Origin of the sequence: Marinobacter sp. (genome assembly GCF_965229985.1) — a bacterium.
GTDB lineage: Bacteria > Pseudomonadota > Gammaproteobacteria > Pseudomonadales > Oleiphilaceae > Marinobacter.
In genome coordinates, this window is sequence record NZ_OZ245935.1 from 4,497,511 (window position 1) to 4,521,464 (window position 23,954).

The following is a 23,954-nucleotide window of genomic DNA, read 5'->3' on the forward strand; positions in this document are numbered from 1 at the left end:
TGTTATTCTTCCTCCGGAACCCAGTTGGCCTTGCGCTTGTTCAGGAAGGCGCTGAGCCCTTCCTGCCCTTCTTCACCCACCCGGATATCCGCGATGCGGTGTGCAGTGTCGTCAATCACGTCGTCGTTGATGGGCTTGTGGCTAACGGCGAATACCAGGTCCTTGGCGGCTTTCATAGCCTCGGGCCCGTTCATGGCCAGTTGCTGGAGCATCTCGTTGCAGCGGGCTTCCATGGCGTCGACATCGTCACAGACGATGTGTACGAGGCCGTATTCCTGAGCCTGCCTGGCGGTGAATACTTCGGCGGAGATGAAGTACCGCCGGGCCTGGCGCTCGCCGATGGCGCGCACCACGTAGGGGCTGATCACAGCCGGAATCAGGCCGAGCTTCACTTCGCTTAGGCAGAAGCTGGATTTCTCGGTAGCGATGACGATGTCGCAGCAGGCGGCAAGGCCCACCGCGCCGCCGAAGGCAGCGCCCTGTACCAGTCCGATCACCGGCTTGGACAGATGGTTGAGTACGTTCATCAGCCGCGCCAGTTCCCGGGAATCGTCCAGGTTTTCCTGGCGGCTGTTCTCGGCCATACGGCGCATCCAGCCAAGGTCGGCCCCTGCGGAGAAGTGCTTGCCTTCGGAGCGCAGGATAACGACCTTCACGCTGTTGTCGGCATTCACTTCGGTGAGGGTGCTGATCAGCTGCTGGATGATCACGTCGTCGAAGGCGTTGCGTTTGTCCGGGCGGTTGAGAACCACCTCGGCAATGCCTTCGGATCGGTGTCTGAGCAGAACTGCGGATTCGTTGTCTGTCATGTCAGTCTCCCCGATTACATCCGGAACACGCCGAAGCGCGTTGGCTTGGCGGGTCGGTTAAGGGTGGCAGACAGGCTCAGGGCAACCACTTCGCGGGTCTGGGCCGGGTCGATGACGCCGTCGTCCCAGAGACGCGCACTGGCGTAGTAGGGGTGGCCCTGGTGTTCGTAGGTGTCGATGATCGGCTGCTTGAATTCAGCCTCTTCTTCGGCGCTCCATTCCTGGCCCTTGCGTTCCATACCTTCGCGGCGAACGGTGGCCATAACGCCGGCGGCCTGCTCGCCACCCATGACGGAGATACGGGCGTTCGGCCACATCCAGAGGAAATCCGGGCTGTAGGCACGGCCGCACATGCCGTAGTTGCCCGCGCCGAAGGAGCCACCGATCAGTACGGTGATCTTGGGCACGTTGGCACAGGCTACGGCCATGACCATCTTGGCGCCGTGCTTGGCAATGCCTTCGGATTCGTATTTCTGGCCGACCATGAAGCCGGTGATGTTCTGCAGAAACAGCAGCGGGATGTTGCGCTGGCAGCACAATTCAACGAAGTGGGCGCCTTTCTGGGCGGCTTCGCTGAACAGGATGCCGTTGTTGGCGATGATGCCCACCGGGTAGCCGTGAATATGGGCAAAGCCGGTCACCAGGGTCTGGCCGTAGTAGCGTTTGAATTCGTCGAACTCGGAGCCGTCGACGGTGCGGGCGATGACGTCGCGCACGTCGAACTGTTTGCGCAGGTCGGTGCCGACGATGCCGTAGATTTCTTCGGCGTCGTACAGCGGTGCCTTGGGCTTGCGGATTTCCACATCCGTTGGCTTGCGACGGTTCAGGTTGGAGACGCTGCGCCGGGCGATTTCCAGGGCGTGGGCGTCGTTCTCGGCGTAGTGGTCGGCAACACCGGAGATTTTACAGTGTACGTCGGCGCCACCGAGGTCTTCGGCGCTGACCACTTCACCGGTGGCGGCTTTTACCAGCGGCGGGCCGGCCAGGAAGATGGTCCCCTGGTTGCGGACGATGATGGATTCGTCCGCCATGGCGGGCACGTAGGCGCCACCGGCGGTGCACAGGCCCATGACGACGGCGATCTGCGGGATGTCGTCGGCGGACATGCGGGCCTGGTTGTAGAAGATGCGGCCGAAGTGGTCACGATCCGGGAAGACTTCGTCCTGGCGGGGCAGGTTGGCGCCGCCGGAGTCGACCAGGTAGATGCACGGCAGGCGGTTCTGCAGGGCGATTTCCTGGGCGCGCAGGTGTTTCTTGACGGTCAGCGGGTAGTAGCTGCCGCCTTTTACGGTGGCGTCGTTTGCAATGATCATGCATTCGGTGCCGGAGACGCGGCCCACGCCGGCGATCACGCCTGCTGCGGGGACTTCTTCATCGTAGACGTTGTAGGCGGCGAACTGGCCGATTTCCAGAAACGGGGAGCCGTCGTCCAGGAGGCGGTTGATGCGCTCTCTGGGGAGCAGCTTGCCGCGGGCGATGTGGCGCTCCTGGTAGGAGGGGCCGCCGCCTTGCTGGATGGCGGAAACTTTGTCGCGCAGGTCGGCTACGGCCTGGGCCATTGATTCCTGGTTGGCCTGGAACTCTTCGGACCGCGGATTGATTTTGCTTTGAAGTATGGTCATTTTCCCTGCCTTCTTATTCGGGGGCATCCGGGCGTGACGGGTGTTCCTCCCGGGAAACGCTACGAGCACGTCCATGTGCGCTTGACTGCGGCCATCCATGGCCGCAGACATTCCCGGGAGGAACACCCGCCACGCCCTCGGCGTACCGAGGGAGTTATCTTCCGTAAATCGATGTGATCAGCGGCTGTTTACTTGTTCAGATACAGCTCGCGGCCGATCAGCATCCGACGAATCTCTGACGTACCAGCACCGATCTCATACAGCTTGGCGTCCCGCAGCAGGCGGCCTGTCGGGTATTCGTTGATGTAACCGTTACCGCCGAGCAGCTGGATTGCGTCCAGGGCGATTTTGGTGGCCATTTCGGCGGAGTAGAGGATCGCGCCGGCGGCGTCTTTACGGGTGGTTTCCGCGCCGCGGTCGGCGGACATGGCAACCATGTAGACGTAGGACTTGGCGGTGTTCATCCAGGTGTACATGTCGGCTACTTTGCCCTGGACCAGTTCGAATTCACCGATGGCCTGGCCGAACTGTTTGCGCTCGCGGATGTACGGAACGACGACGTCCATGGCGGCTTGCATGATGCCCAGGGGGCCGCCGGAGAGAACCAGGCGCTCGTAGTCGAGGCCGCTCATGAGGACTTTGGCGCCGTTGCCAACGCCGCCCAGAACGTTTTCCTTGGGTACTTTGCAGTCCTGGAATACCAGCTCACAGGTGTTGGAGCCCCGCATGCCGAGTTTGTCGAGTTTCTGGTGGCGGCTGAAGCCCGGGGCGTCGCGTTCTACGATGAAGGCGGTCACGCCTCTGGAGCCGGCGGATGTGTCGGTCTTGGCGTAGATGACGTAGGTGTTTGCATCCGGGCCGTTGGTGATCCACATCTTGTTGCCGTTGAGTACGTAGTGGTCACCGGCGTCTTTGGCGCTGAGTTTCATGGAGATGACGTCGGAGCCGGCGTTGGGTTCGGACATGGCCAGGGCGCCAATGTGTTCGCCGCTGACGAGCTTCGGCAGGTATTTCTGTTTCTGTTCTTCGGTGCCGTTGCGGTGAATCTGGTTCACACACAGGTTGGAGTGGGCACCGTAGGAGAGGCCAACGGAGGCGGAAGCACGGCTGATTTCTTCCATGGCGATGACGTGCGCCAGGTAGCCCATATCGGAGCCGCCGTATTCTTCGCTCACGGTGATACCCAGCAGGCCCATGTCGCCCATTTTCCGCCACAGATCCATGGGGAACTCGTTGTTGCGGTCAATTTCCTCGGCGCGCGGTGCGATTTCGGAAGCAGCAAAGCCGTTGATCTGCTCGCGGAGCATATCGAGGGTTTCGCCGAGGCCGAAGTTGAGCTCTGAGTACTGTGATTTCATCGTTGGCTACCTTTGATTTCTGTCATTCATTAGTTTTCAGCGGTCTGCCTGGCTTCTTCTTTTACCGGGGCCTGCTGTTTCTTTTTCTTCTGCAGCTCGGCCAGGGCTTCTCGGCACCGGGCTTCGGCTGTATCCATTTCCATCTCGGCCTGGGCAATGTCGTTTTTCTGCTGTTCCAGCTGAGCCCGTTTGTTCTCCAGGATGGTCAGCATCTTCAACAGCTGTTTTTCATTGCCACTGAGGGTTTCGTCCCACAGGTCGAACAGTTCTTTGGTTTCCGCCAGGGAGAATCCCATTCGCTTGCCGCGGAGAATAAGCTTCAGACGCACTCGATCCTTTGAACTGAAGATCCGTGTCTGCCCGCGCCGTGTGGGCCTGAGCAGCTCCTGGTCTTCGTAGAAACGAATGCTCCGGGTTGTCACGTCGAACTCTTTTGCGAGCTCACTGATGCTGTATGTCTTTTTAATGTCCATTGGGATTTCCTTTTTAGACTTAGGTTAGATAAAGTTTACGTAAACGTAAAGTAGTTTTAGGGTCCGATTTTTAACAAACAGAATCCTGAAAAGGGGAGTGAACGATGGAATTCAAAAATGTGGCAGCCATTGTAACAGGCGGTGCTTCCGGACTGGGCGAGGGTGCGGCTCGCGCACTGGCCGCCGCCGGCTGCAAGGTCGCGGTTCTTGACCTTCAGCAGGAACAGGGTGAAAAGGTGGCCGCGGATATCGGCGGCATTTTCCTGAAATGCGATGTCAGTTCCCCGGACAGCGCCGAATCGGCCATTAATGCCGCCCGGGAAGCCCATGGCCCCTGTGGTATTGCCGTGAACTGTGCCGGTATTGCCACGGCCTCGAAGATTCTGGGCCGCGAGGGCGTGATGCCCCTGGAGAACTTCAGCAAGGTTATCCAGGTCAACCTGATTGGTACCTTTAACATCCTGCGCCTGGCGGCAGCGGACATGGCCCAGCGCGAACCCAACGCTGACGGTGAACGGGGTGTGATCATCAATACCGCTTCGGTGGCCGCCTACGAGGGCCAGATTGGCCAGGCGGCCTACAGCGCCTCCAAGGGCGGTGTGGTATCGCTAACCCTTCAGTCGGCCCGTGAGCTGGCTCGCGAAGGCATCCGTGTAAATACGATTGCACCGGGCCTGTTCATGACACCCATGATGGCGGGTATGCCGGAAGAAGTTCAGGAGAGCCTGGCAGCCACGCTGCCGTTCCCGAAGCGTCTCGGCAAGCCGGAGGAATTCGGCATGATGGTGGACCAGATGGTGCGCAACCCGATTCTCAACGGCGAAGTGATTCGTCTGGACTGCGCGCTTCGCATGGCGCCCAAGTAAAGCATTCAGTTGCAGGAGACATACATGACCGTGTCTGTTGATAAAGAAGAACTGGGGATGTTCCGGGATTCCGTTATCAAGGTCCTGGAGAAAGAAGTGACGCCGCACTACGAAGCCTGGGAGAAGTCAGGGCTGGTGCCCCGCGAGCTCTGGAACACCCTGGGCGACGCCGGGATGCTGTGCGTGGATGTGCCCGAAGAGTGGGGCGGCATTGGTGCACCCTTCCAGTTCTCCGTGGTGGTGGGTGAAGAACTCGCCCGAATGGGATTCGGCGCGCTGTCCACCAACGTGATGGTGCACTCGGACATCGTGGCTCCCTACCTGAGCCACATGGGTAATGAAGAGCAACGGCAGCAGTGGCTGCCCAAGCTGGTTTCCGGTGAAGCCGTTGGCGCCATCGCCATGACTGAACCCGGTGCTGGCAGTGACCTGCAGGCGATCCGTACCAGTGCGGTGAAGGATGGTGATGAGTACATCCTGAACGGCTCCAAGACCTTTATCACCAACGGTCAGCACGCCGACATGGTCATCGTCGCCGCCAAAACCGACCCGAAAGCCGGCGCCCGCGGCATCAGCCTGTTCCTGGTGGACACCTCGTTGCCCGGCTACAGCAAAGGCCGCAACCTGGACAAGATCGGCCAGCATTCCGGGGATACCTCCGAGCTGTTCTTCTCCGACATGCGCATCCCGGCTTCCGCACTCCTCGGTGAAGAGGGGCAGGGTTTTGTTTACCTGATGAAGGAACTGCCCCGGGAACGCCTGGTAATCGGCGCCCTCGGCGTAGCTGCCGCCCGCGGCTCCCTGGACCTGACCATCGCCTACGCCCAGGAACGGGAACTGTTTGGCCAGAAGCTGGCCCAACTGCAGAACACCCGTTTTGAAATCGCGCGCATGGAAACCGACTACCGGGTGAACAAGGCATTCGTGGACCAGTGCATTGACCAGTACGACCTGGGTGAACTGGATGCACCGACCGCCTCCATGGCCAAGTACAGCGCCACTGAAATGCAGTGCCGGGTGGCCGATGGCTGCCTGCAGTTGTTTGGCGGTTATGGATACACCACCGAGTACCCGATATCCCGGGCCTTTATCGACGCGCGGGTGCAGCGCATTTACGGCGGCACCTCGGAAGTGATGAAAGAAATTATTGCCCGCTCTGTGCTGGGCAAAGCCTGAAGCAGGCAGACGTACTCACAAGCTGAAGGGCCGAGTGGCAGGCGCCTTTCCGGGACTGTCTGCAGCATGGATGCTGCAGTCAAGCGTACAGGGACGTATTCACAGCGTGTCCCGGAAAGGCGCCTGCCACTTGGCCCAGCACCAAATTAGAGGGCATTTGAAATGAATGGTAACGACGTAGTAATCGCAGGCTCAGCAAGAACCCCGATGGGCGGCATGATGGGCTCCCTTAGCTCCGTGCGCTCCCCGGACCTGGGCGCCATCTCCATCAAGGCCGCTATTAAACGCTCCGGCCTTCAGCCGGCGGATGTGCAGGAAGTAATCATGGGCTGCGTACTGCCGGCGGGCCTGGGCCAGGCCCCGGCGCGCCAGGCCTCCCGTGCTTCCGGCATTCCCGACAGCTCCGGCTGCACCACCATCAACAAGATGTGCGGCTCCGGCATGCAGGCCGTGATCATGGCCCACGACCAGATCAAGGCAGGCACCAACAACATCATGATCGCCGGCGGCATGGAAAACATGAGCCAGGCGCCGTACCTGCTGCCCAAGGCCCGCGCCGGCATGCGCATGGGTCACGGACAGGTAATGGACAGCATGTTCCTGGACGGTCTGGAAGACGCCTACGAAGGCGGCCTGATGGGCGTCTTCGCCCAGCGTACCGCTGACAAATACGACATCAGCCGCCAGGCCATGGACGAATTCGCTATCGGGTCCCTGCAGAAATCCCTGGCCGCCATCGAAAACGGCTGGTTCCGTGACGAGATTGTTCCGGTTACTGTTTCCGGCCGTGGCGGCGACACTGAAGTCGACACCGACGAGCAGCCGGGCAACGCAAAGCCGGAGAAAATCCCGCACCTGAAGCCGGCCTTCGCCAAAGACGGTTCCGTGACTGCGGCCAACTCCAGCTCCATCAGCGACGGCGCCTCCGCCCTTGTTCTGGCCTCCGCCGCCGAAGCCGACGCCCGTGGCCTGACACCCCAGGCCCGCATCGTGGCCCACGCCACCCACGCACGCCTGCCGGCCGAGTTCACCCTGGCCCCCATTGGTGCCATCGAGAAGGTGCTGAAGAAAGCCGGCTGGAGCGTGGACGACGTGGATCTCTTCGAGATCAACGAAGCCTTCGCGGTGGTTACTCTGGCGGCCATCAATGAGCTCAAGCTTCCGGCGGAGAAGGTCAACGTCCACGGTGGTGCCTGTGCCCTGGGGCATCCGATCGGCTCTTCCGGTTCGCGGATCATCGTTACCCTGATCAATGCCCTGAAGCAGCGCGGCCTGAAGCGTGGTGTTGCTTCGCTGTGTATTGGTGGTGGCGAGGGGACTGCTGTTGCCATTGAGTTGATCTGATTTGGCTGACCGTTTCTTCTCGTAGCCTGCCTGTTTAGGGGCGGGCTGCGGGGTGGCCGGTGGATTTTTCTTGGAAAAAGAACTCGCTTCGCTCAGACACCTTTTTCCGGCGAAAAATCCACCGGCCACCCCGCGCCGAGATACCCATGAGGTATCGCGAAATACAAATTCGCTTTTCTCTCTTCAGAGAACCCAATCCCTTAGTCCGAAGGACGGTGGTGGGGGTACCTTTTCTGGCGGGAAAAAATGTCTGAGCGAAGCGAGTTGTTTTTCCCAGAAGAAAAGGTACCCCCACTGCCGGCCATCCCCCAAGTCAGAAGTCTCACCATCCCAGAAAGCCTGACTTGATATCAGTCATGCGACCAACTCGATGATTTGCTAGCCTTCAATGCATTGAAATTCCCCGGCATTGGAGAAAGAACCCCCGTGCGAAAGCGCCACGAGTTTATTGAGGAATCCCGCAAACAGTGGAGTTCCGAGCCTGCGTTTGTTGCTTCGATGGCCGCAGCCGCAGTAGGGCTTGGGAACCTGTGGCGGTTTCCGTACATGGTGGGGGAGAACGGCGGTGGCGCTTTTGTGGTGGCTTATCTGCTGGCACTGATTGTGGTGGTTTTGCCCATCATGATTCTGGAAGTGTCGGCGGGGCGTCTTTCCAAGGGCAGTACTGTTCAAACCTACCGGCAGGTGAACCGCTTTGGCGTGGTGTATGGCTGGTTTGTGGTGCTGATCACCGTTGCCATCACCAGTTATTACCTCGTGATTACCGGCTGGACTCTGGGTTATGCGGTGGATGCGGCAACAAACAACCTCCAGGTTTTTGATGACTTCACCGCGGGGTACAACTCGCTTTGGTATTTTTTCGCGGTCACTGTGGTGGGGGCGATTATCCTGGCCAAGGATGTAACAGCGATCGAGCTGTTGTCGAAGATCCTGATGCCGGTATTGATCGTTGTGATGATCGGGCTGGTGATTCTGGCCAGTCGCACATCCGGCTGGGAGCAGACCAAGGATTTCTTTTTCCAGGTGGACTGGAGTCGCCTCACGGACGGCAAGCTTTGGGCGTTTGCCTTCGGCCAGGCGTTCTATTCTCTGGCGATTGGTCAGGGCTACCTGGTGACTTACGGCAGCTTTATTCCCCGGCAGACCCACGTGCCCCGGGCCTGTTTGATTGTTGCAGGTACCGAGACCAGTGTGGCGCTGCTGGCGGGCTGGATGATCTTTCCGTTTGTGTTCAGTCTTGGCATGGAGCCCGCGGAGGGCAGTCAGCTGGCGTTTGTGACCATGCCCCGGGTGTTCGAGGACATGGTTGGCGGCTACTGGGTGGGTACGCTGTTTTTCAGCCTGTTTTTCATGGCCGCGTTCAGTTCCAGCCTGGCCGGTCTGAAGGTGATGATTGCGGCGGTAGCGGAGGAGTTCCGGCTGAGTAATGGCAAGGCCGTCAGTCTTGTTACCCTGGTAATGCTGGTGCTGGGCACGGCATCGGCACTGAGTTTCACGCCGCTGGAGTGGAACATTGCCGGGGAGCCGGTGCTGGATGTGATCGACCGGGTGGCCGGCGGTAATGTGATCATCTTCTCCGGGGTTTTGGGGGCTGCGATGTTCTGCTGGTTTATTCCGCCCGAGAAGATCCGAACGGTGCTGGGCACCCAGAGCCGCTGGTGGGAGTGGCGGATGTACCTGGTTGGTCGCTACCTGCCGCTGGTGATGCTGATCTGGATCGTGGTGACCTACGCCCTGAACCAGGTGGGCATTACTCCGGCCTGATCTGGAACTCCCTGGCGTCGATCTTAAGCTTTTTCAGGCGCGAGGTCAGGGTGGTGGGTTTGATGCCCAGCATGGCCGCCGCGCCGTCATCGCCGAATACCCGGCCACTGCTCATGGTGAGGGCCCGGGCCAGGTTCTGTTTCTCCAGCTCCCGCAACTCCTGTTCCGTCATCAGTTCGCCGCTGTAATGTCTCGCCGGCGGCGCTTCTGCTGTGGTGGACCGGGCTGCAGATTCCGGCCCCGGCAGGTCCAGATCAAGCCGGCCGTCGGCGGTGATTACCTGGCGCTCGATCACATTCTCCAGCTCCCGCACGTTGCCGGGCCAGTGGTAGGCTTTGAGGGTTTCAACGTCACGTTCTTTCAGGGCCAGCAGAGGCCGGTTGAACTTCTGGCAGGCCCGGTTCAGAAATTCCTGGGCGAGTATGGGGATGTCTTCCAGGCGCCGGCGCAACGGCACCGACTCGATGGGGAAGACGTTCAGGCGGAAGTAGAGGTCTTCCCGGAAGGTTTTTTCCTGAACTTCTGCCTTCAGGTCCCGGTTGGTGGCCGCGATCACCCGCACATCCACCGCCCGGGTGTTGTTCTCGCCGACACGCTCGAATTGCTGGTCCTGCAGTACCCGGAGCAGTTTGCCCTGAAGCTCAAGGGGGATTTCGCCCACTTCGTCCAGGAAAAGGGTGCCGCCGTCGGCCAGTTCGAATCGGCCCACGCGATCGCTGACGGCGCCGGTGAAGGCACCTTTGATGTGGCCGAAGAACTCGCTCTCGAACAGATCCTTGGGGATGGCCGCACAGTTCACCCGAATCAGGGGTCGGTCGCGTCGGCTGCTGGACTGGTGGATGGCGCGGGCAATCAGCTCCTTGCCCGTGCCGGATTCGCCGGTGATCAGCACGTTGGCATCGGTGGGCGCCACCATGCCGATCCGGCGCACGATGGCTTTGATGGCCTCGCTCTGGCCGAAAATTTCGTGGAAGTGGTACTCGGCGCTGAGTTCTTCCTGCAGATAGGCGTTTTCCATCTCCAACCGGTGTTTGAGGGTCTCCACCTCCTCCAGCGCTTTCTGCAGCTCTTTCTGGGCTTCCTGGCGGGCGGAGATATCCCGGAACACCACCACCGCACCCACCGGATGCCCGTTGTCCAGGATCGGTGTGCTGGTGTATTCCACCGGGAAGCCGCTGCCGTCCTTGCGCCAGAACCAGTCTTCGCCCACGCGCTTCACGCTGGCATCGCGGAAGGCGGCGTATATCGGGCAGTCCTTGAGTGGGTACAAGCTGCCATCGGCATGGGAGTGGTGCACCACGCGATGCAGAACCCGACCCATAAGCTCGTCAATTCGCCATCCCAGCATTCGCTCGGCGGCAGGGTTTGCGAAGGTGCCTCGGCCCTCGGCATCCACCCCGTAAATGCCTTCCCCGACAGCATGCAGGATCAACTGATTTTCCCGCTCCATGTCCTTGAACAGTTCTTCCACCCGACGCCACTCAAGCAGGCCTCCCCGGTGGTAGTGGTTGGCATCGTGGCGTTCCCGAAGGGTGCGAAGCTGGCGCCGGTCGCGGAGCAACAACAGCACATTCTGGGATTCCGCTTCGCCGACCCGGGAAGAGGAGATTTCCAGTTCCACGGTATGACCGTCCCGGTGCTGCAGGAAGAAATCCCGGCTCCAGCCATGGCTGCGAAACAGAGTTTCCTCGGTGAAAGCAATCAGTTGCGGCCGCTGGTCCGTGAACAGATGGGTGCAGGGTGTTCCGACGAGGGATTGCCGGTCGGTGCCTATCATCCGGCCCATGGCGCTGTTGGCCGAAAGAATCAGATCCCGGCCTGCGTCTACCTGCAGGGCCGCTTCTGGCAGATGGTCAATCCAGTTGCCGGTGATTTCAGGGCGAATGATGGCTTCGGTGTTCATGGCGATTTCCTGAGTCAGTTCCCGAAGGAAGAAACAAACCCTGTGCCAACTACGAAAAATCGCAGTCCTGGCTACGAAAAATCGTGAATTACGAAATGTCGTAGCTCTCCTGTTTTCAGGCTCCTCATTCCTAATGCTTTAAAAACAATGGGTTAAAAAAATAACCGGACTTGGCACAAAGCCTGCGATACCTCTCTCAGCACGCGGAGCCGCCCCGACCATTTCCAGCATCGGGCCCGAGCCGCACCTTTATTGCACCGTGAGAGTGCAGAGATAACCCAAAACTTAGGTCCCAAACCCAGGAGAGTGCGCAATGACCACGAAAAGCCTTGGAAATCCGTTTGATGGTGACAAGTCCCTGATACACGCAAAGACCTGCGGCTGCCCGGAGTGCAAACCCGGCGACAGCGCCCCGTCCATTTCCCTCGATCTCAAGCCCTCTGCCGGCCAGCAGCTAGCAACTGACGAGCACCTGGATTCTGAAGCGATGATGGATCGCGCCATTGAAGGCGCGGTGGTGCGCTCGGTGTTTGGTCACAACGAACACAGCCGGCGCGCATTCATGAAAATGATGGGCGCTGGTACCGCAGCGGCCGTTCTGGGCAGCGTGTTCCCGATGGAGAAAGCGAAGGCCGCGGTAAAGGAATCCCTGGGCAAGCTTGAGAAGACCAAGCTGAACGTTGGCTTTGTGCCGATCACCTGTGCCACGCCCATCATCATGGCTCACCCCATGGGCTTCTATGAGCGTTATGGCCTGGATGTGACTGTGACCAAAACCGCCGGCTGGGCGGTGGCCCGGGACAAATCCCTGGCGGGCGAGTACGACGCATCCCACATGCTCACCCCCATGCCCCTGGCCATGACCATGGGCGCCGGCTCCACACCGGAACCGTTCATCATGCCGGCGGTGGAGAACATCAACGGCCAGGCCATCGTTCTGCACGTGGACCACAAGGACAAGCGGGATCCGAAGCAGTGGAAAGGCTTCAAGTTCGGCGTGCCGTTCGAGTACTCCATGCACAACTTCCTGTTGCGCTACTACCTGGCCGAGAATGGTATCGACCCGGACAAAGATGTGCAGATCCGTGTGGTTCCGCCACCCGAGATGGTTGCCAACCTCCGGGCCGGTAACCTCGATGGCTACCTGTCTCCGGACCCGTTCAACCAGCGCGCCGTGTGGGAGAAGGTCGGCTTCATCCACATGCTGACCAAGGACATCTGGGAAGGCCACCCGTGTTGCGCCTTTGCCTGCAGCAAGCAGTTCGCGACCCAGAACCCGAACACCTACGGCGCCCTGTTGCGCGCCATCATCGACGCGACGCAGTACTCCAACAATCCGGATAACCGTAAGGAAATCTCCGAAGCTATCGCACCGAAGAACTACCTGAACCAGCCGGTACCGGTGATTCAGCAGGTGCTGACCGGCTACTACGCCGATGGCCTTGGCGAGGTGAAAGACGTGCCGGACCGCATCGACTTCGACCCGTTCCCGTGGCACTCCATGGGCGTGTGGATCCTCACCCAGATGAAGCGCTGGGGTTATATCGAGGGTGATGTGGACTACAAAGGTATTGCCGAGCAGGTCTACCTGGCGAGCGAGACCGGCAAGATCATGGAAGAACTGGGTTACACCGCTCCGGACAAGACCTACAAGACCCACACCATCATGGGCAAGACGTTCGATTCTGATCGTGCCGAAGAATACGCACGCAGCTTCGACATCGGGAGGGTGTAACCATGGCTTCCCTGAACGTCCGGGCAGCACTGCTGTCGGTGTCGTTCCTGATTCTGGCCCTGGGGCTCTGGGAAATGGCAACCCAGCCCCCGGAGGCCCAGACAGGACTGACCGAATACGAAATGCTGATGGGTGGTGTGGAGCAGGAATCCCGGGTGCCGCCACCCTCGGCGGTGATCAAGCTGGCCTGGGCGGAGTTGTCCGATCCGTTCTATGACGCCGGCGCTAACGACAAGGGTATCGGCATCCAGCTGGCCTATTCGGTGTACCGGGTATTGACCGGCTACCTTGCGGCCATGGCCATTGCGCTGCCCGTCGGCTTCCTGATCGGCATGTCGCCGCTGATGTACAAGGCCCTGAACCCGTACATCCAGGTGCTGCGGCCGATTTCGCCGCTGGCCTGGATGCCCCTGGCCCTGTTCATCATCCAGGACTCTGATGCCTCGGCGATCTTCGTGATCTTCATCTGCTCGATCTGGCCAATGCTTCTGAACACCGCCTTTGGCGTGGCCAACGTGAGGCAGGACTGGGTCAACGTGGCCCGCACACACGAACTCGGGCCCCTGCGCACCGCTATTACCGTGATCCTGCCGGCCGCCGCACCCACGATCCTGACCGGTATGCGGATCTCGATCGGCATCGCCTGGCTGGTCATCGTGGCCGCGGAAATGCTCGTGGGCGGCACTGGCATTGGCTATTACGTGTGGAACGAATGGAACAACCTGGATCTGGCCAGTGTGATCTTCTCCATCCTGATGATCGGGGTGGTGGGCATGCTGCTCGACCTGGCCCTGGGCAAGGCCCAGAAACTGGTGGAATACAAAGAATGAGCGGTCCGGCACCGGTTTCCGGTGCCGGCCTCAACCCTCCGAATGGAGACCTGTTATGAGTAAATCATTCCTGGAAGTAGATGGCCTGTCCAAGGTGTATCCGGACGGCCAGGGCGGCGAGCTGACCGTCTTCGAGGATATCCGCTTTGCCCTGGAGAAAGGTGAGTTTGTTTGCATCATCGGCCACTCCGGTTGCGGCAAGTCCACCATCCTGAACGTGTTGGCAGGCCTGGACGAAGCCAGCGCCGGCAACGTGGTGATGAACGGCAAGGAAATCAAAGGCCCCGGCCTTGAACGCGGCGTGGTTTTCCAGAACTACAGCCTGCTGCCCTGGAAAACCACCCTGAACAACATCGTCTTCGCCGTACGCGCCCGTTGGCCCGAGTGGTCCAAGGAAAAGGTGAAAGAGCACAGCGAACGCTACCTGAAGATGGTAGGCCTGGACCACGCCCTCAACCGCAAGCCGTCCCAGCTGTCCGGCGGTATGCGCCAGCGGGTAAGTATCGCCCGCGCCTTCGCCACCCAGCCGGAACTCCTGCTGCTGGACGAGCCGTTTGGCGCATTGGATGCGCTCACCCGGGGCGTGATTCAGGACGAACTGGTGAAAATCTGGGAAGAGACCCGCCAGACCGTGTTCATGATCACCCACGATGTCGACGAAGCGATCCTGTTGTCCGACCGCATTTTCCTGATGTCCAACGGCCCCAATGCCCGCATCGCCGAAAGCGTGAAAGTGGACATTCCGCACCCGCGGGCCCGTGCCACCATCTTCCAGAACCCGGCCTATCACAAGACCCGGGACTACCTAGTGGACTTCCTGGTCAACCGCAGCGGCTCGGCCCTGCCGGAAAAAGACGGTACCCCGAAAATCGTGGAACCCGCCAAAGGCGTTGCCCAGTCAGGGCCAGCGTCTGACGAATCTGAAACCGGATCCGAAACTGCCGCCCGTGCGGTGAATGCCTGACGTCAAAACCGAAGAGAGGAAACAGCCATGATGAACAAAGAACTGATGACCGCAAAAATCCTGGAAGCCAAAGTGTCCAAGGGTATGACCTGGGAATCCATCGCCGAAACCATCGGCATGTCCCCGGTATTCACCACCTCAGCAGCCCTGGGGATGAACAGCCTCACCGAAGACAAGGCCTTCGCCCTGTGCGAAATCCTCGGTCTTGATAAGCCGGTGGCAGAGGCCCTGCAGGTATGCCCCAAGAAAGCCTGGGACGGTGCCGTTCCGCAGGATCCGCTGATCTACCGTTTGTACGAGGTGGTGGGCGTTTACGGCGATACCATGAAAGAACTGATCCATGAAAAATTCGGCGACGGCATCATGAGTGCCATCGATTTCACCATGGACATCGAGAAGGAAGAGAATCCGAAGGGCGACCGTGTCGTGGTTACCATGAACGGGAAGTTCTTGCCTTATAAGGCCTGGTAATCTCGGGGTTTCCCGCCTTTGTAGCCTTTTGGTTGAGGGGCGGGCCTGCGGGGTGGCAGGTGGAGTTTTTCTTGGAAAAAGAACTCGCTTCGCTCAGACACCTTTTTCCGGCGAAAAATCCACCTGCCACCCCGTGCCGACGTGCAACGCGGGTTCACAGGTTTAAAGATTTTTGTGTTCTTGTAGGTGGGATTAGCCGCAGGCGTAATCCAACAGATTTTGTCGGATTACGCTTCGCTAATCCGACCTACAAAATATTCCCTTCAGAAATATCGTTTCTGCCCGTCGGTAGGGGGTGGGGGTATCTTTTCTGACAGGGAAAAGATGTCTGAGCGAAGCGAGTTGTTTTCCCCGAAGAAAAGATACCCCCACCCCCGTACCTGCCCGCCAAACCTCAGGCTGCAGAGCGACCTAACTCCCAAACCTCAGGCTACCGAAGACAATCTCCAAGGTTCAGGCCGAACGAGACCGAGCCACAGAGGTCGAACCAAGGGCAACCTCGGCAACCGTATGAAGCTTCTCCAGCTGCGACTGCAACATGGCTATCGGCCGCGTGCCCTCCAAAGTCAGCGCGATATCCAGATGCTCACCGGCGGTTTCGACCGCCATGGTGGCAATCCGGAACCCGCGGATGCGGACCACCTGGCAGAGCCGCTCCAGAGCCGCGGCTTCGTGGATCATTCGGCAGTTGATGGTGTAGCTGGGCGTTGTGGGCTGGCTTTGCGGGTTCATGCAACTTGCTCCTTGCTGGCTTTGGCGGTGCGGGAAGTTTCGTCGATCATGTCTGTGTTGCTGGCGCCGGGTTTTACGATGGGCCAGACGTTCTCTTCACGGCTGATGGCAACGTGCAGCAGCATCGGGCCGTTGTAGGCCAGGATGGTTTCGATGCCCCGGCGGATCTGGTCGGTGCGTTCGATGTGCAGGGCCGGGATGTCGAAGGCCCGGGCCATGGCAACGAAGTCGGGGTTGTCGTCCAGGTTTATCTGGCTTTCGCGGTTGTTGTAGAACAGTTCCTGCTGCTGGCGGACCATGCCCAGGCACTGGTTGTCCATGACGATCAGTTTTACCGGCAGGTTGTAGCGGCGGATGGTGGCCAGTTCCTGGGCGTTCATCATGAACGAGCCATCACCGGTTACGTTGATAACGGTGCTGTTGCGATCCGCAAACTGGGCGCCGATGGCGGCGGGCAGGCCGAAGCCCATGGTTCCGAGGCCGCCACTGGTGAGGTGGTGCCGTGGGCGATCGAAGTCGTAGTGCTGGGCTACCCACATCTGGTGCTGGCCAACGTCGCAGGCGATGACGGTATCGTCCGGGGCAATCCGGGAGAGCTGGCGTATGAAGGCCGGGCCGGTGATGGGGGCCATCGGGTCATCGTTGTCGGCCGCATGGAAGCCGCCGGTGGTGTACCAGGTGCGGCACTGTTTCTGCCAATCCTTGAGGGCCAGTGGCTCGGCCTGCAATGCGTCCGCCAGTGATTTCAGTATGTCGTTCAGATCACCACGGATGGCCAGGTCGGCGTCGCGCAGTTTGTTGATTTCGGCTGCGTCGGCATCGATGTGAATCATCCTTGCGTTGGGGGCAAAGCCATCCAGTTTGCCGGTGGCACGATCATCCAGGCGCGCGCCGATGACCAGCAGCAGGTCGCACTCGTCGACGGCCTTGTTGGCCGCCCGAGAGCCGTGCATGCCCAACATGCCGAGGTTGTTGGGATTGTGTTTGCCGGGGTTGCCAATGCCCTTCAGGGTTACAACCGCGGGTAGTGCGGAGGATTCGGCAAAGGCCCGGAAGCTGTCCTCGGCGTGGGCCAGGCTAATGCCGCCGCCACTGTACAGCAGGGGCTTGCGGGCTGCGCGCAGCATCGCCAGGGCGTCCGTCAGGTCGGTTAAAGCTGTTTCACGGGGTTCTGGCTGGGGGAAGGGCGTATCGGCCGCTTCGGTCAGCAACAGGTCTTTGGGAATATCAATCCAGACCGGCCCGGGGCGACCGCTCTGAGCCAGGTCGATCGCCTCTTCCATGATGGTCGGCAGGCTGTCGGCATCATCAATCAGGTAGCTGTGTTTTACGATGCCCAGTGTCATGCCCAGTACGTCGGTTTCCTGGAAGGCGTCGGTGCCGATCAGGCCCGAGGGCACCTGGCCGGTGATGACCAGCATGGGAATGGAATCCCGGTGGGCGTTGGCCACGCCGGTGATCAGGTTAGTGGCGCCGGGGCCGGAGGTGGCAATGCACACGCCCAGCTTGCCACTGGCCCGGGCGTAGCCGTCTGCTGCCAGCGCGCAGCCCTGTTCATGGCGGCACAGCACGTGCTCCACGCACACATCGTCCACCAGCGCGTCGTATAGCGGCATGATGCAGCCGCCCGGATACCCGAAAACCGTGCTGATGTTGTGGCGGTGGAACGCTTCAAGAATGTGCTGTGCGCCGTTCATGGTCGTTTTTCCCTTTTCTTTTGCCGTAAAAAAAGAAACCCCCGGGACCTTTCGGTGCCGGGGGTTTCTGGTGTCTTGTCAGGTTTGTCGCTATCTCACCCGCTTGTCCACGCAGAAGCCCCCGGGCGGTACCACGACCACCAGGACAAGCTTCACAAGGACAATCACTGCGTTGAGATTCATAAAATCGACAGTCTGCTCTGAATTCGTAAAAAGATTCTGTGTAGAATCTACCCCACGTTTTTATACGGATGCAACCGTTAATTGCCGGTTTTTCTGCCAACCTTCGATTCAGGAACAGTGAGCATTCAATGACGAAAGCAAAATGGGGTTCTCTTGGACTGTCACTTCTGATTGTTATCGCGCTGGTGATCTGGATGGCGACTGGCGAGGTGAAGGTGGCCAGTGACGAGGCGCCGGAGCGCCAGGACAGCGGCGATGACCAGCTCACAACGGTGCAGGTGGAAACCCTGGCGGCACGGTTGCATGAACCGGGCCTGATGCTTCAGGGCCAGTTGGAGCCCTGGAGTTCGGTAATGCTGAGTGCCCAGGTGCCCGGCCGGGTGGAGTCCCTGGCTGTGAGCCTGGGTGAGCAAGTCCGGAAGGGACAGAAGCTGCTTACGATATCCGATGAAGGGCGGAGTTCTGCGGTTGTGCGCTGGCAGTCCCGGGTTCGGAAACTGGAAGCGGACCTGGTGGCTGCGCGTCGGCTCCGCGCCAATAACCTCGCCTCGGAATCCCAGGTATTGAGTCTGGAAAGCGAGCTTGCTGCCGCTGAGGCGGAGCTGACCGATGCCCGGCAGGCAATCAGCCATCTTACTCCCGAGACGCCTTCTGACGGCATCATCAACAGCAAGTCGGTGGATACCGGCGATCTGGTGCAGGTGGGTTCCCCCCTGTTTCAGCTGGTGAGGGTGGATCGCCTGAAGGCTACCGCGCAGATTCCCCAGCAATCGGTGGGCGATGTGGCGCCCGGCCAGGCCGTTCGCGTGGATTTGCTCGATGGTAGCCGTCTTTCTGGCGTGGTGACCTTTGTGGCCAGCGCCGCCTCGCCCGAAACCCGGAGTTTTGCGGTGGAGATCGCGGTGGAGAACCCGGATCGCAAACGGGTGGCCGGTGGCAGCGCCAGCCTGCGGTTGGCATTGCCGGAGGTAAAGGCGATGTTTATCTCACCCGCGTACCTGTCCCTCGGTGATGACGGTCGCCCGGGTGTGAAATACGTGAACGGTGAAAACCGCGTCGAGTTCGGTGAAGTGAAGCTGTTGAGCGTCTCCACCGAGGGCGCCTGGGTGACCGGTTTGCCGGATGAGATCCGCCTGATTACCCGCGGCGGTGGTTTCGTAACCACCGGGGAACAGGTTATGCCGGTCGATGCCGCTGAAGACAGGGGCTAGACCGGATGCGCGCACTGATCTTCGCAGCCATTGATCGCAGCCGGACCACCTTGCTGACGCTCCTGTTCCTCCTGCTCGGGGGTATTGCCGCGTTTCAGACCATCCCCAAGGAAGCCAACCCCGACGTCACCATTCCGATGATTTATGTATCCATGACCCTGGACGGAATCAGCCCGGAGGACGCCGAGCGTCTGCTGGTGCGGCCCATGGAGCAGGAGCTGCGTTCGCTTGAGGGTATCAAGGAAATGCGCGGTACCGCCTCGGAAGGCCATGCCTCGGTGATGCTGGAGTTCGATGCCGGGTTTGATCCGGACAAGGCGCTTCAGGACGTGCGGGAGAAAGTGGATACAGCCCGAACCAAGCTGCCCCAGGAGGCGGATGAACCCAGGGTGAACGAAATCAACGTGTCCCTGTTCCCGGTGCTGTCCGTGGGTCTTTCTGGCCCCTTGTCGGAGCGGGAGCTGATCACCATAGCCCGGCGGTTCCAGGATGCCATTGAATCCATTCCGGAAGTTCTGGAAGTGGAGATTGGTGGCGATCGGGAGGACCTGCTGGAAATTGTGGTGGATCCCCAGGTGCTGGAGAGCTACGGCGTTGATTTTGATCAGCTGGCTTCCCTGGTAACCCGAAACAATCAGCTGGTGGCTGCAGGCTCGCTGGATACCGGGAACGGCCGCATGGCCCTGAAAGTGCCCGGGGTGATCGAAACCATCGAGGATGTGATGTCCATGCCGATCAAGGTGGACGGTGACACAGTGGTCACCTTCGGCGATGTGGCCATGCTCCAGCGCACCTTCAAGGACCCCACCGGGTTTGCCCGTATCAACGGCGAGCCGGCGCTGGTGCTGGAAGTGTCCAAGCGTTCGGGTGCCAACATCATCGAGACCATTGCCCAGGTTCGTGAGTTGATCGATCAGGCCAGACCGGAGCTGCCGGACTCTCTGGAAATACGGTACATCATGGACCAGTCCGAGGAAGTGCGGGATATTCTCAGTGACCTGCTGAATAACGTGCTCACCGCCATCGTGCTGGTGCTGATTGTGGTGATCGCGGCCATGGGGCCGCGTTCGGCGATTATGGTGGGGCTGACGATTCCGGGCGCTTTCCTTACCGGCATCCTGGTTATCTGGAGCATGGGGCTCACGCTCAACATCGTGGTGCTGTTCAGCCTGATCCTGGTGGCCGGCATGCTTGTGGATGGCGCCATTGTGGTGTCGGAGCTGGCGGACCGGAACCTGTCGGAAGGGCAGACGGTAAAGCACGCCTGGGCTGAGGCGGCTAGTCGCATGGCCTGGCCGATTATTGCCTCTACCGCGACCACCCTGGCCGTGTTCGTGCCGTTGTTGTTCTGGCCAGGCGTGGTCGGGGAATTCATGAAATTCCTGCCGCTGACGGTCATCATCTGCCTGATTGCTTCCCTGGCGATGGCGCTGGTGTTCCTGCCGGTGCTGGGAAGCACCAGCGGCGGCCGCCGGGCGCGGCAGGGCCACTTGCAGGGACGCCTGATGGAGGGCTATCGGCGGGTACTGGCAATGCTGCTCAGGTCACCGGGGCTGACGTTGATCGGCGTACTCTGTGTGATCGCAGTGATCTATGCGGCCTATGCCCGCTTTAATCACGGGGTGGAGTTCTTCCCCAGTGTGGAGCCGGATTCCGCCCAGGTGCAGGTGAGAGCGCGTGGTGATCTATCGGTGTGGGAGCGAGATGCCATCGTGCGAGAAGTTGAGCAGCGCCTGCGCGGCATGCCCGAGGTGAAGGCCCTTTACGCCCGCTCGATGGTCCAGACCAGCTCGCAGCTGGCGCCGGATGTGATCGGCGTTCTGCAGTTCCAGTTTACCGACTGGTTCACCCGGCGTCCGGCCAGCGCGATTCTGGAGGACTTCCGAGGAATGACCTCTGATATTCCTGGCATTGAACTGGAATTCCGCAAGCAGGAGGGTGGGCCCGCAGAAGGCAAGCCAATCGAGCTGCAGGTGAGCAGCCGGGAGGCGAACAGTCTCAATGGCTACGTGGACGAAATCAAAGATCGCATACGGGAGCTCGGTGGCTTCGTGGACATCGAAGACGACCGCAGCCTGCCCGGTATCGAGTGGCGACTGCAGGTTGACCGGGAAGCCGCCGCCCGCTTTGGTACCGATGTGCTTGGCATCGGCAGTGCCGTTCGTCTGGTGACCAACGGTTTGAAACTGGCGACCTATCGCCCGGAAGACGTGCGGGATGAAGTGGACATTGTGGTACGGGTCCCCAACAACTGGCGGGAACTGGATCATCTTCAGCGCCAGACCATTCATACCTCCCGGGGCCAGGTGCCGCTCTCGGAGTTTGTTGATCTGCGGCCTGGTGACAAGACCAACAGCATTGTTCGGGTGGATGGCCAGCGTACGGTGACCATCAAATCCGATCTGGCCCAGGGGCGCCGTGTGGATGAGCTGCTGCGGGCCCTTCAGGCGGAGATGCCAGAACCACCGGAGGGTATTTCGGTGAAGTTTGCCGGCGAGAACGAGGATCAGCAGCAGGCCTCCAACTTCCTTGCCACGGCCTTTCTGGTGGCTATCGGGCTGATGCTGCTGATACTGGTGACCCAGTTCAATTCGCTGTACCAGACCTTCCTGATTCTCTCGGCGATTGTGCTCTCCACTGCCGGGGTCCTGCTGGGCCTGCTGGTAAACGGTCAGTCCTTTGGCATTGTGATGGTGGGAATGGGCACGATTGCCCTGGCGGGCATTGTGGTGAACAACAACATCATTCTGATCGATACCTACAACCAGATGCGCAAGGACGGCATGGAGGCCTACGAGGCCGCCCTGGAAACCGGTTGCCTTCGTCTGCGGCCGGTGCTGCTGACGGCCATCACCACCGTGCTGGGTTTGATGCCCATGGTTCTCGGCGTCAATGTTGACCTGTTGACGCCTTCGCTGGGCCTGGGCGCTCCCTCAACCCAGTGGTGGACCCAGTTGTCCAGTGCCATCGCCGGCGGGCTGGCGTTTGCCACCGTACTGACGCTGTTGCTTACGCCGTCACTGCTGGTTCTGGGCAACCGAGCCGGCCAGGCCTTCGGGAGGCTGGCCAGGCGGTTCCGCAGCGTTTAGTGTTTGATCCGGTCTGCCAATTCCCGGGCCCGGGCGGCCATGGCTTCCAGTTCGGGAACGGTGCGCAGATTGTTTTCGGCAGCCTGGTGCATGGCTTCTGAGGTTTCGGCCACATCCGTGACATTGCGGTTGATGTCTTCGCAGACGCTGGTCTGCTCTTCGGCGGCGGTGGCCACCTGGGTTGTTGCATCATTGATGCTGCCCATCCGCCGGTTGATTTCAGCCAGGGTATTGCGCACCGCTTCAACCGCCTCGCTGCTTTCCTGAGCCACTACGCCAGAGGCCTGCATGAATTCGGTAGCATCCCGCGAGGCACCGCTGATGGCGCCGATGATTTGGTCGATCTCCACGGTTGCTTCCTGAGTTTTGGCCGCCAGGTTGCGGACCTCATCGGCAACGACAGCAAACCCGCGACCGGCGTCACCTGCCCGAGCTGCCTCGATGGCGGCGTTCAGGGCCAGCAAGTTGGTCTGGTCCGCGATCTCCCGGATGACCTGCATAACGTCGCCGACTTTTTTGCCATCGCTGGCGAGCTGGTTGACGGTTTCGGCCGAGCTTCGGATCTGGTCGGTCAGGCGGCGCATGCTTTCCACAGCTTTGTTGATCTGCGAGTCGGCCGTCGCGGTTTCATCGGAGGTCTGACTGACTTCGGTAGCCACCGAGGCAGCGTGACTGGCTACGTCTTCGGCGGTGGCGGACATTTCGTTCATGGCTGTCGCGATCTGCTCGATGCGCTGATGGGCCAGGTCGGACTGGCTGACAACACTGTCTGCGTTCTTGCGGATCAACTCACCGGTATCGTTCAGTTGCCTGGCGTTCTCGCTCAGTTGATTTCCGGTATCGCTAAGGAAGCGGTGCAGACTGCGGGCCGCATCGGCCAACTGGCCCAGTTCATCAGCGCGCTGCATGGTGACCGGATCCGAAAGGTCTCCGTCGCCCAGTCGTGCGATCTGTGAGGTGAGTTTCTGTGCAGGCCGGACCACACCCGACAACAGGATCATGATCAGAGCGATAGTACCCAGAATAATTGCGGCAATCAGAAGACCCGCCACCACCCAGCTACGCTCGGTGACAACGGTGTTCAGGGTTCCGGCCCGGTCAAGGCTGTCTTCTCGAACTGCGGTTGCCGCATCTACGATCAGTCTGGCGGGTTCACGGTCGATCCCCTGTACAGCGGCATCGCCTGCGTTCGGATCAAAGCCGGAGCGGGTGAAAGCCTGGAACCCTTCTCGATAGGCCCGTCCCATTTCCCGGTGTGCCTGTTTGAAATCAGACATCAGGGCCTTTGCCTGTGGCTCCTGAATGCGTGGGATTAGCTCATCCAACTGGTTCTGTATCGATGCTTCGCGTTCCTGGAATCGGTTCCAGTATTTGTCCAGTTGTTCCGGGTCGGCACCCCGGATCAGGACGTTTTTCCACTCCTGGACCTGGGTCTTGAATTCGGAGAGCACATCCTGGGCCTCGAGCGCGTTAACCATCCGTGTGCTGACAAGGTCATTGAAGTCATCTTTGACTTTCAGCGAGAAATTCAGGTAAACCACCGCCCCAGCGGCGACAATCAGGTTTGCTGTCAACACGACAAGAAGAACCCGGTTGAGTATGCTTTTCGAGTACCAGTTCATTGGTAAGTCCTGAATTCGATCGGGGTTAGAGGTGTGTCGTTAGTGTATACGTAAATTTAGTTGATTAGGTTATCTACTTTTGTATCGGCCGTTGCGTAGTGCTCT

18 protein-coding genes are annotated in these 23,954 nt (G+C 60.0%); 10 read left to right on the top strand and 8 right to left on the bottom strand.

The features are described 5' to 3' along the window. Nucleotides 1–2: 2 nt before the first annotated feature. The 4 genes from ACO06L_RS20760 to ACO06L_RS20775 form a co-directional block, all read right to left on the bottom strand. A complete protein-coding gene (locus tag ACO06L_RS20760; RefSeq protein ID WP_202347247.1) occupies nucleotides 3–809 on the bottom strand; it encodes an enoyl-CoA hydratase-related protein in 807 nt (268 codons plus the stop codon). A gap of 14 nt (nucleotides 810–823) precedes the next feature. After that, a complete protein-coding gene (locus ACO06L_RS20765; RefSeq protein ID WP_202347248.1) occupies nucleotides 824–2,431 on the bottom strand; it encodes a carboxyl transferase domain-containing protein in 1,608 nt (535 codons plus the stop codon). 188 nt (nucleotides 2,432–2,619) lie between these two features. Then, nucleotides 2,620–3,789, bottom strand: coding sequence for an isovaleryl-CoA dehydrogenase (locus ACO06L_RS20770; protein ID WP_202347249.1), 1,170 nt, complete (start codon nucleotides 3,787–3,789; stop codon nucleotides 2,620–2,622). Nucleotides 3,790–3,818: 29 nt separating this feature from the next. After that, nucleotides 3,819–4,262 (bottom strand): MerR family transcriptional regulator, encoded by a 444-nt coding sequence (locus tag ACO06L_RS20775; RefSeq protein WP_064227315.1) that lies wholly within the window; start codon nucleotides 4,260–4,262, stop codon nucleotides 3,819–3,821. A 104-nt stretch (nucleotides 4,263–4,366) separates the two neighbouring features. Between ACO06L_RS20775 and ACO06L_RS20780 the strand changes: the two genes are divergently transcribed. The 4 genes from ACO06L_RS20780 (at nucleotide 4,367) to ACO06L_RS20795 (ending at nucleotide 9,412) form a co-directional block, all read left to right on the top strand. Further along, nucleotides 4,367–5,128 (top strand): SDR family NAD(P)-dependent oxidoreductase, encoded by a 762-nt coding sequence (locus tag ACO06L_RS20780; protein WP_202347250.1) that lies wholly within the window; start codon nucleotides 4,367–4,369, stop codon nucleotides 5,126–5,128. 24 nt (nucleotides 5,129–5,152) lie between these two features. Next, nucleotides 5,153–6,304, top strand: coding sequence for an acyl-CoA dehydrogenase family protein (locus ACO06L_RS20785; RefSeq protein ID WP_064227316.1), 1,152 nt, complete (start codon nucleotides 5,153–5,155; stop codon nucleotides 6,302–6,304). Nucleotides 6,305–6,466: 162 nt separating this feature from the next. After that, on the top strand, nucleotides 6,467–7,648 hold the full coding sequence (locus ACO06L_RS20790; RefSeq protein WP_202347251.1) for a thiolase family protein: 1,182 nt from the start codon (nucleotides 6,467–6,469) through the stop codon (nucleotides 7,646–7,648). Nucleotides 7,649–8,074: 426 nt separating this feature from the next. Next, nucleotides 8,075–9,412 (top strand): sodium-dependent transporter, encoded by a 1,338-nt coding sequence (locus ACO06L_RS20795; protein ID WP_202347252.1) that lies wholly within the window; start codon nucleotides 8,075–8,077, stop codon nucleotides 9,410–9,412. On the opposite strand, the gene ACO06L_RS20800 is transcribed toward ACO06L_RS20795, so the two are convergent. Next, the gene (locus ACO06L_RS20800; RefSeq protein WP_202347253.1) at nucleotides 9,399–11,315 is read right to left on the bottom strand and encodes a sigma 54-interacting transcriptional regulator; all 1,917 of its coding nucleotides are present in this window, start codon (nucleotides 11,313–11,315) and stop codon (nucleotides 9,399–9,401) included. The genes ACO06L_RS20795 and ACO06L_RS20800 overlap by 14 nt on opposite strands. Before the next feature lie 313 nt (nucleotides 11,316–11,628). Between ACO06L_RS20800 and ACO06L_RS20805 the strand changes: the two genes are divergently transcribed. The 4 genes from ACO06L_RS20805 to cynS are packed head-to-tail and all read left to right on the top strand — an operon-like array spanning nucleotide 11,629 to nucleotide 15,315. Further along, entirely contained in the window at nucleotides 11,629–13,050 is a 1,422-nt protein-coding gene (locus ACO06L_RS20805; protein ID WP_202347254.1) for an ABC transporter substrate-binding protein, read from the top strand. Between the two features lie 2 nt (nucleotides 13,051–13,052). Beyond that, nucleotides 13,053–13,880: a nitrate ABC transporter permease gene (gene ntrB / locus ACO06L_RS20810; RefSeq protein ID WP_008170590.1), complete on the top strand. Its 828-nt coding sequence runs from the start codon at nucleotides 13,053–13,055 to the stop codon at nucleotides 13,878–13,880. A 55-nt stretch (nucleotides 13,881–13,935) separates the two neighbouring features. Continuing rightward, entirely contained in the window at nucleotides 13,936–14,844 is a 909-nt protein-coding gene (locus tag ACO06L_RS20815) for an ABC transporter ATP-binding protein (RefSeq protein ID WP_202347255.1), read from the top strand. A gap of 27 nt (nucleotides 14,845–14,871) precedes the next feature. Then, the gene (gene cynS, locus ACO06L_RS20820; protein WP_012138527.1) at nucleotides 14,872–15,315 is read left to right on the top strand and encodes a cyanase; all 444 of its coding nucleotides are present in this window, start codon (nucleotides 14,872–14,874) and stop codon (nucleotides 15,313–15,315) included. A gap of 453 nt (nucleotides 15,316–15,768) precedes the next feature. On the opposite strand, the gene ACO06L_RS20825 is transcribed toward cynS, so the two are convergent. Beyond that, nucleotides 15,769–16,047: an ACT domain-containing protein gene (locus ACO06L_RS20825; protein WP_202347256.1), complete on the bottom strand. Its 279-nt coding sequence runs from the start codon at nucleotides 16,045–16,047 to the stop codon at nucleotides 15,769–15,771. Further along, nucleotides 16,044–17,744 carry an acetolactate synthase 2 catalytic subunit gene (gene ilvG, locus ACO06L_RS20830; RefSeq protein WP_202347257.1) on the bottom strand — a complete coding sequence of 567 codons (1,701 nt, stop codon included), beginning with the start codon at nucleotides 17,742–17,744 and terminating at the stop codon, nucleotides 16,044–16,046. The genes ACO06L_RS20825 and ilvG overlap by 4 nt, the downstream gene beginning before the upstream one ends. 311 nt (nucleotides 17,745–18,055) lie before the next feature. Between ilvG and ACO06L_RS20835 the strand changes: the two genes are divergently transcribed. Together ACO06L_RS20835 and ACO06L_RS20840 are read left to right on the top strand one after the other, a co-directional pair. Beyond that, complete coding sequence (locus ACO06L_RS20835) at nucleotides 18,056–19,138, top strand: efflux RND transporter periplasmic adaptor subunit (RefSeq protein ID WP_202347258.1); 1,083 nt, start codon at nucleotides 18,056–18,058, stop codon at nucleotides 19,136–19,138. Between the two features lie 5 nt (nucleotides 19,139–19,143). After that, on the top strand, nucleotides 19,144–22,227 hold the full coding sequence (locus ACO06L_RS20840) for an efflux RND transporter permease subunit (RefSeq protein ID WP_202347259.1): 3,084 nt from the start codon (nucleotides 19,144–19,146) through the stop codon (nucleotides 22,225–22,227). Here the strand turns inward: ACO06L_RS20840 and ACO06L_RS20845 are convergent. Next, the gene (locus ACO06L_RS20845; protein WP_421846190.1) at nucleotides 22,224–23,849 is read right to left on the bottom strand and encodes a methyl-accepting chemotaxis protein; all 1,626 of its coding nucleotides are present in this window, start codon (nucleotides 23,847–23,849) and stop codon (nucleotides 22,224–22,226) included. The two genes, ACO06L_RS20840 and ACO06L_RS20845, sit on opposite strands and share 4 nt — an antisense overlap. Nucleotides 23,850–23,954: the final 105 nt, after the last annotated feature.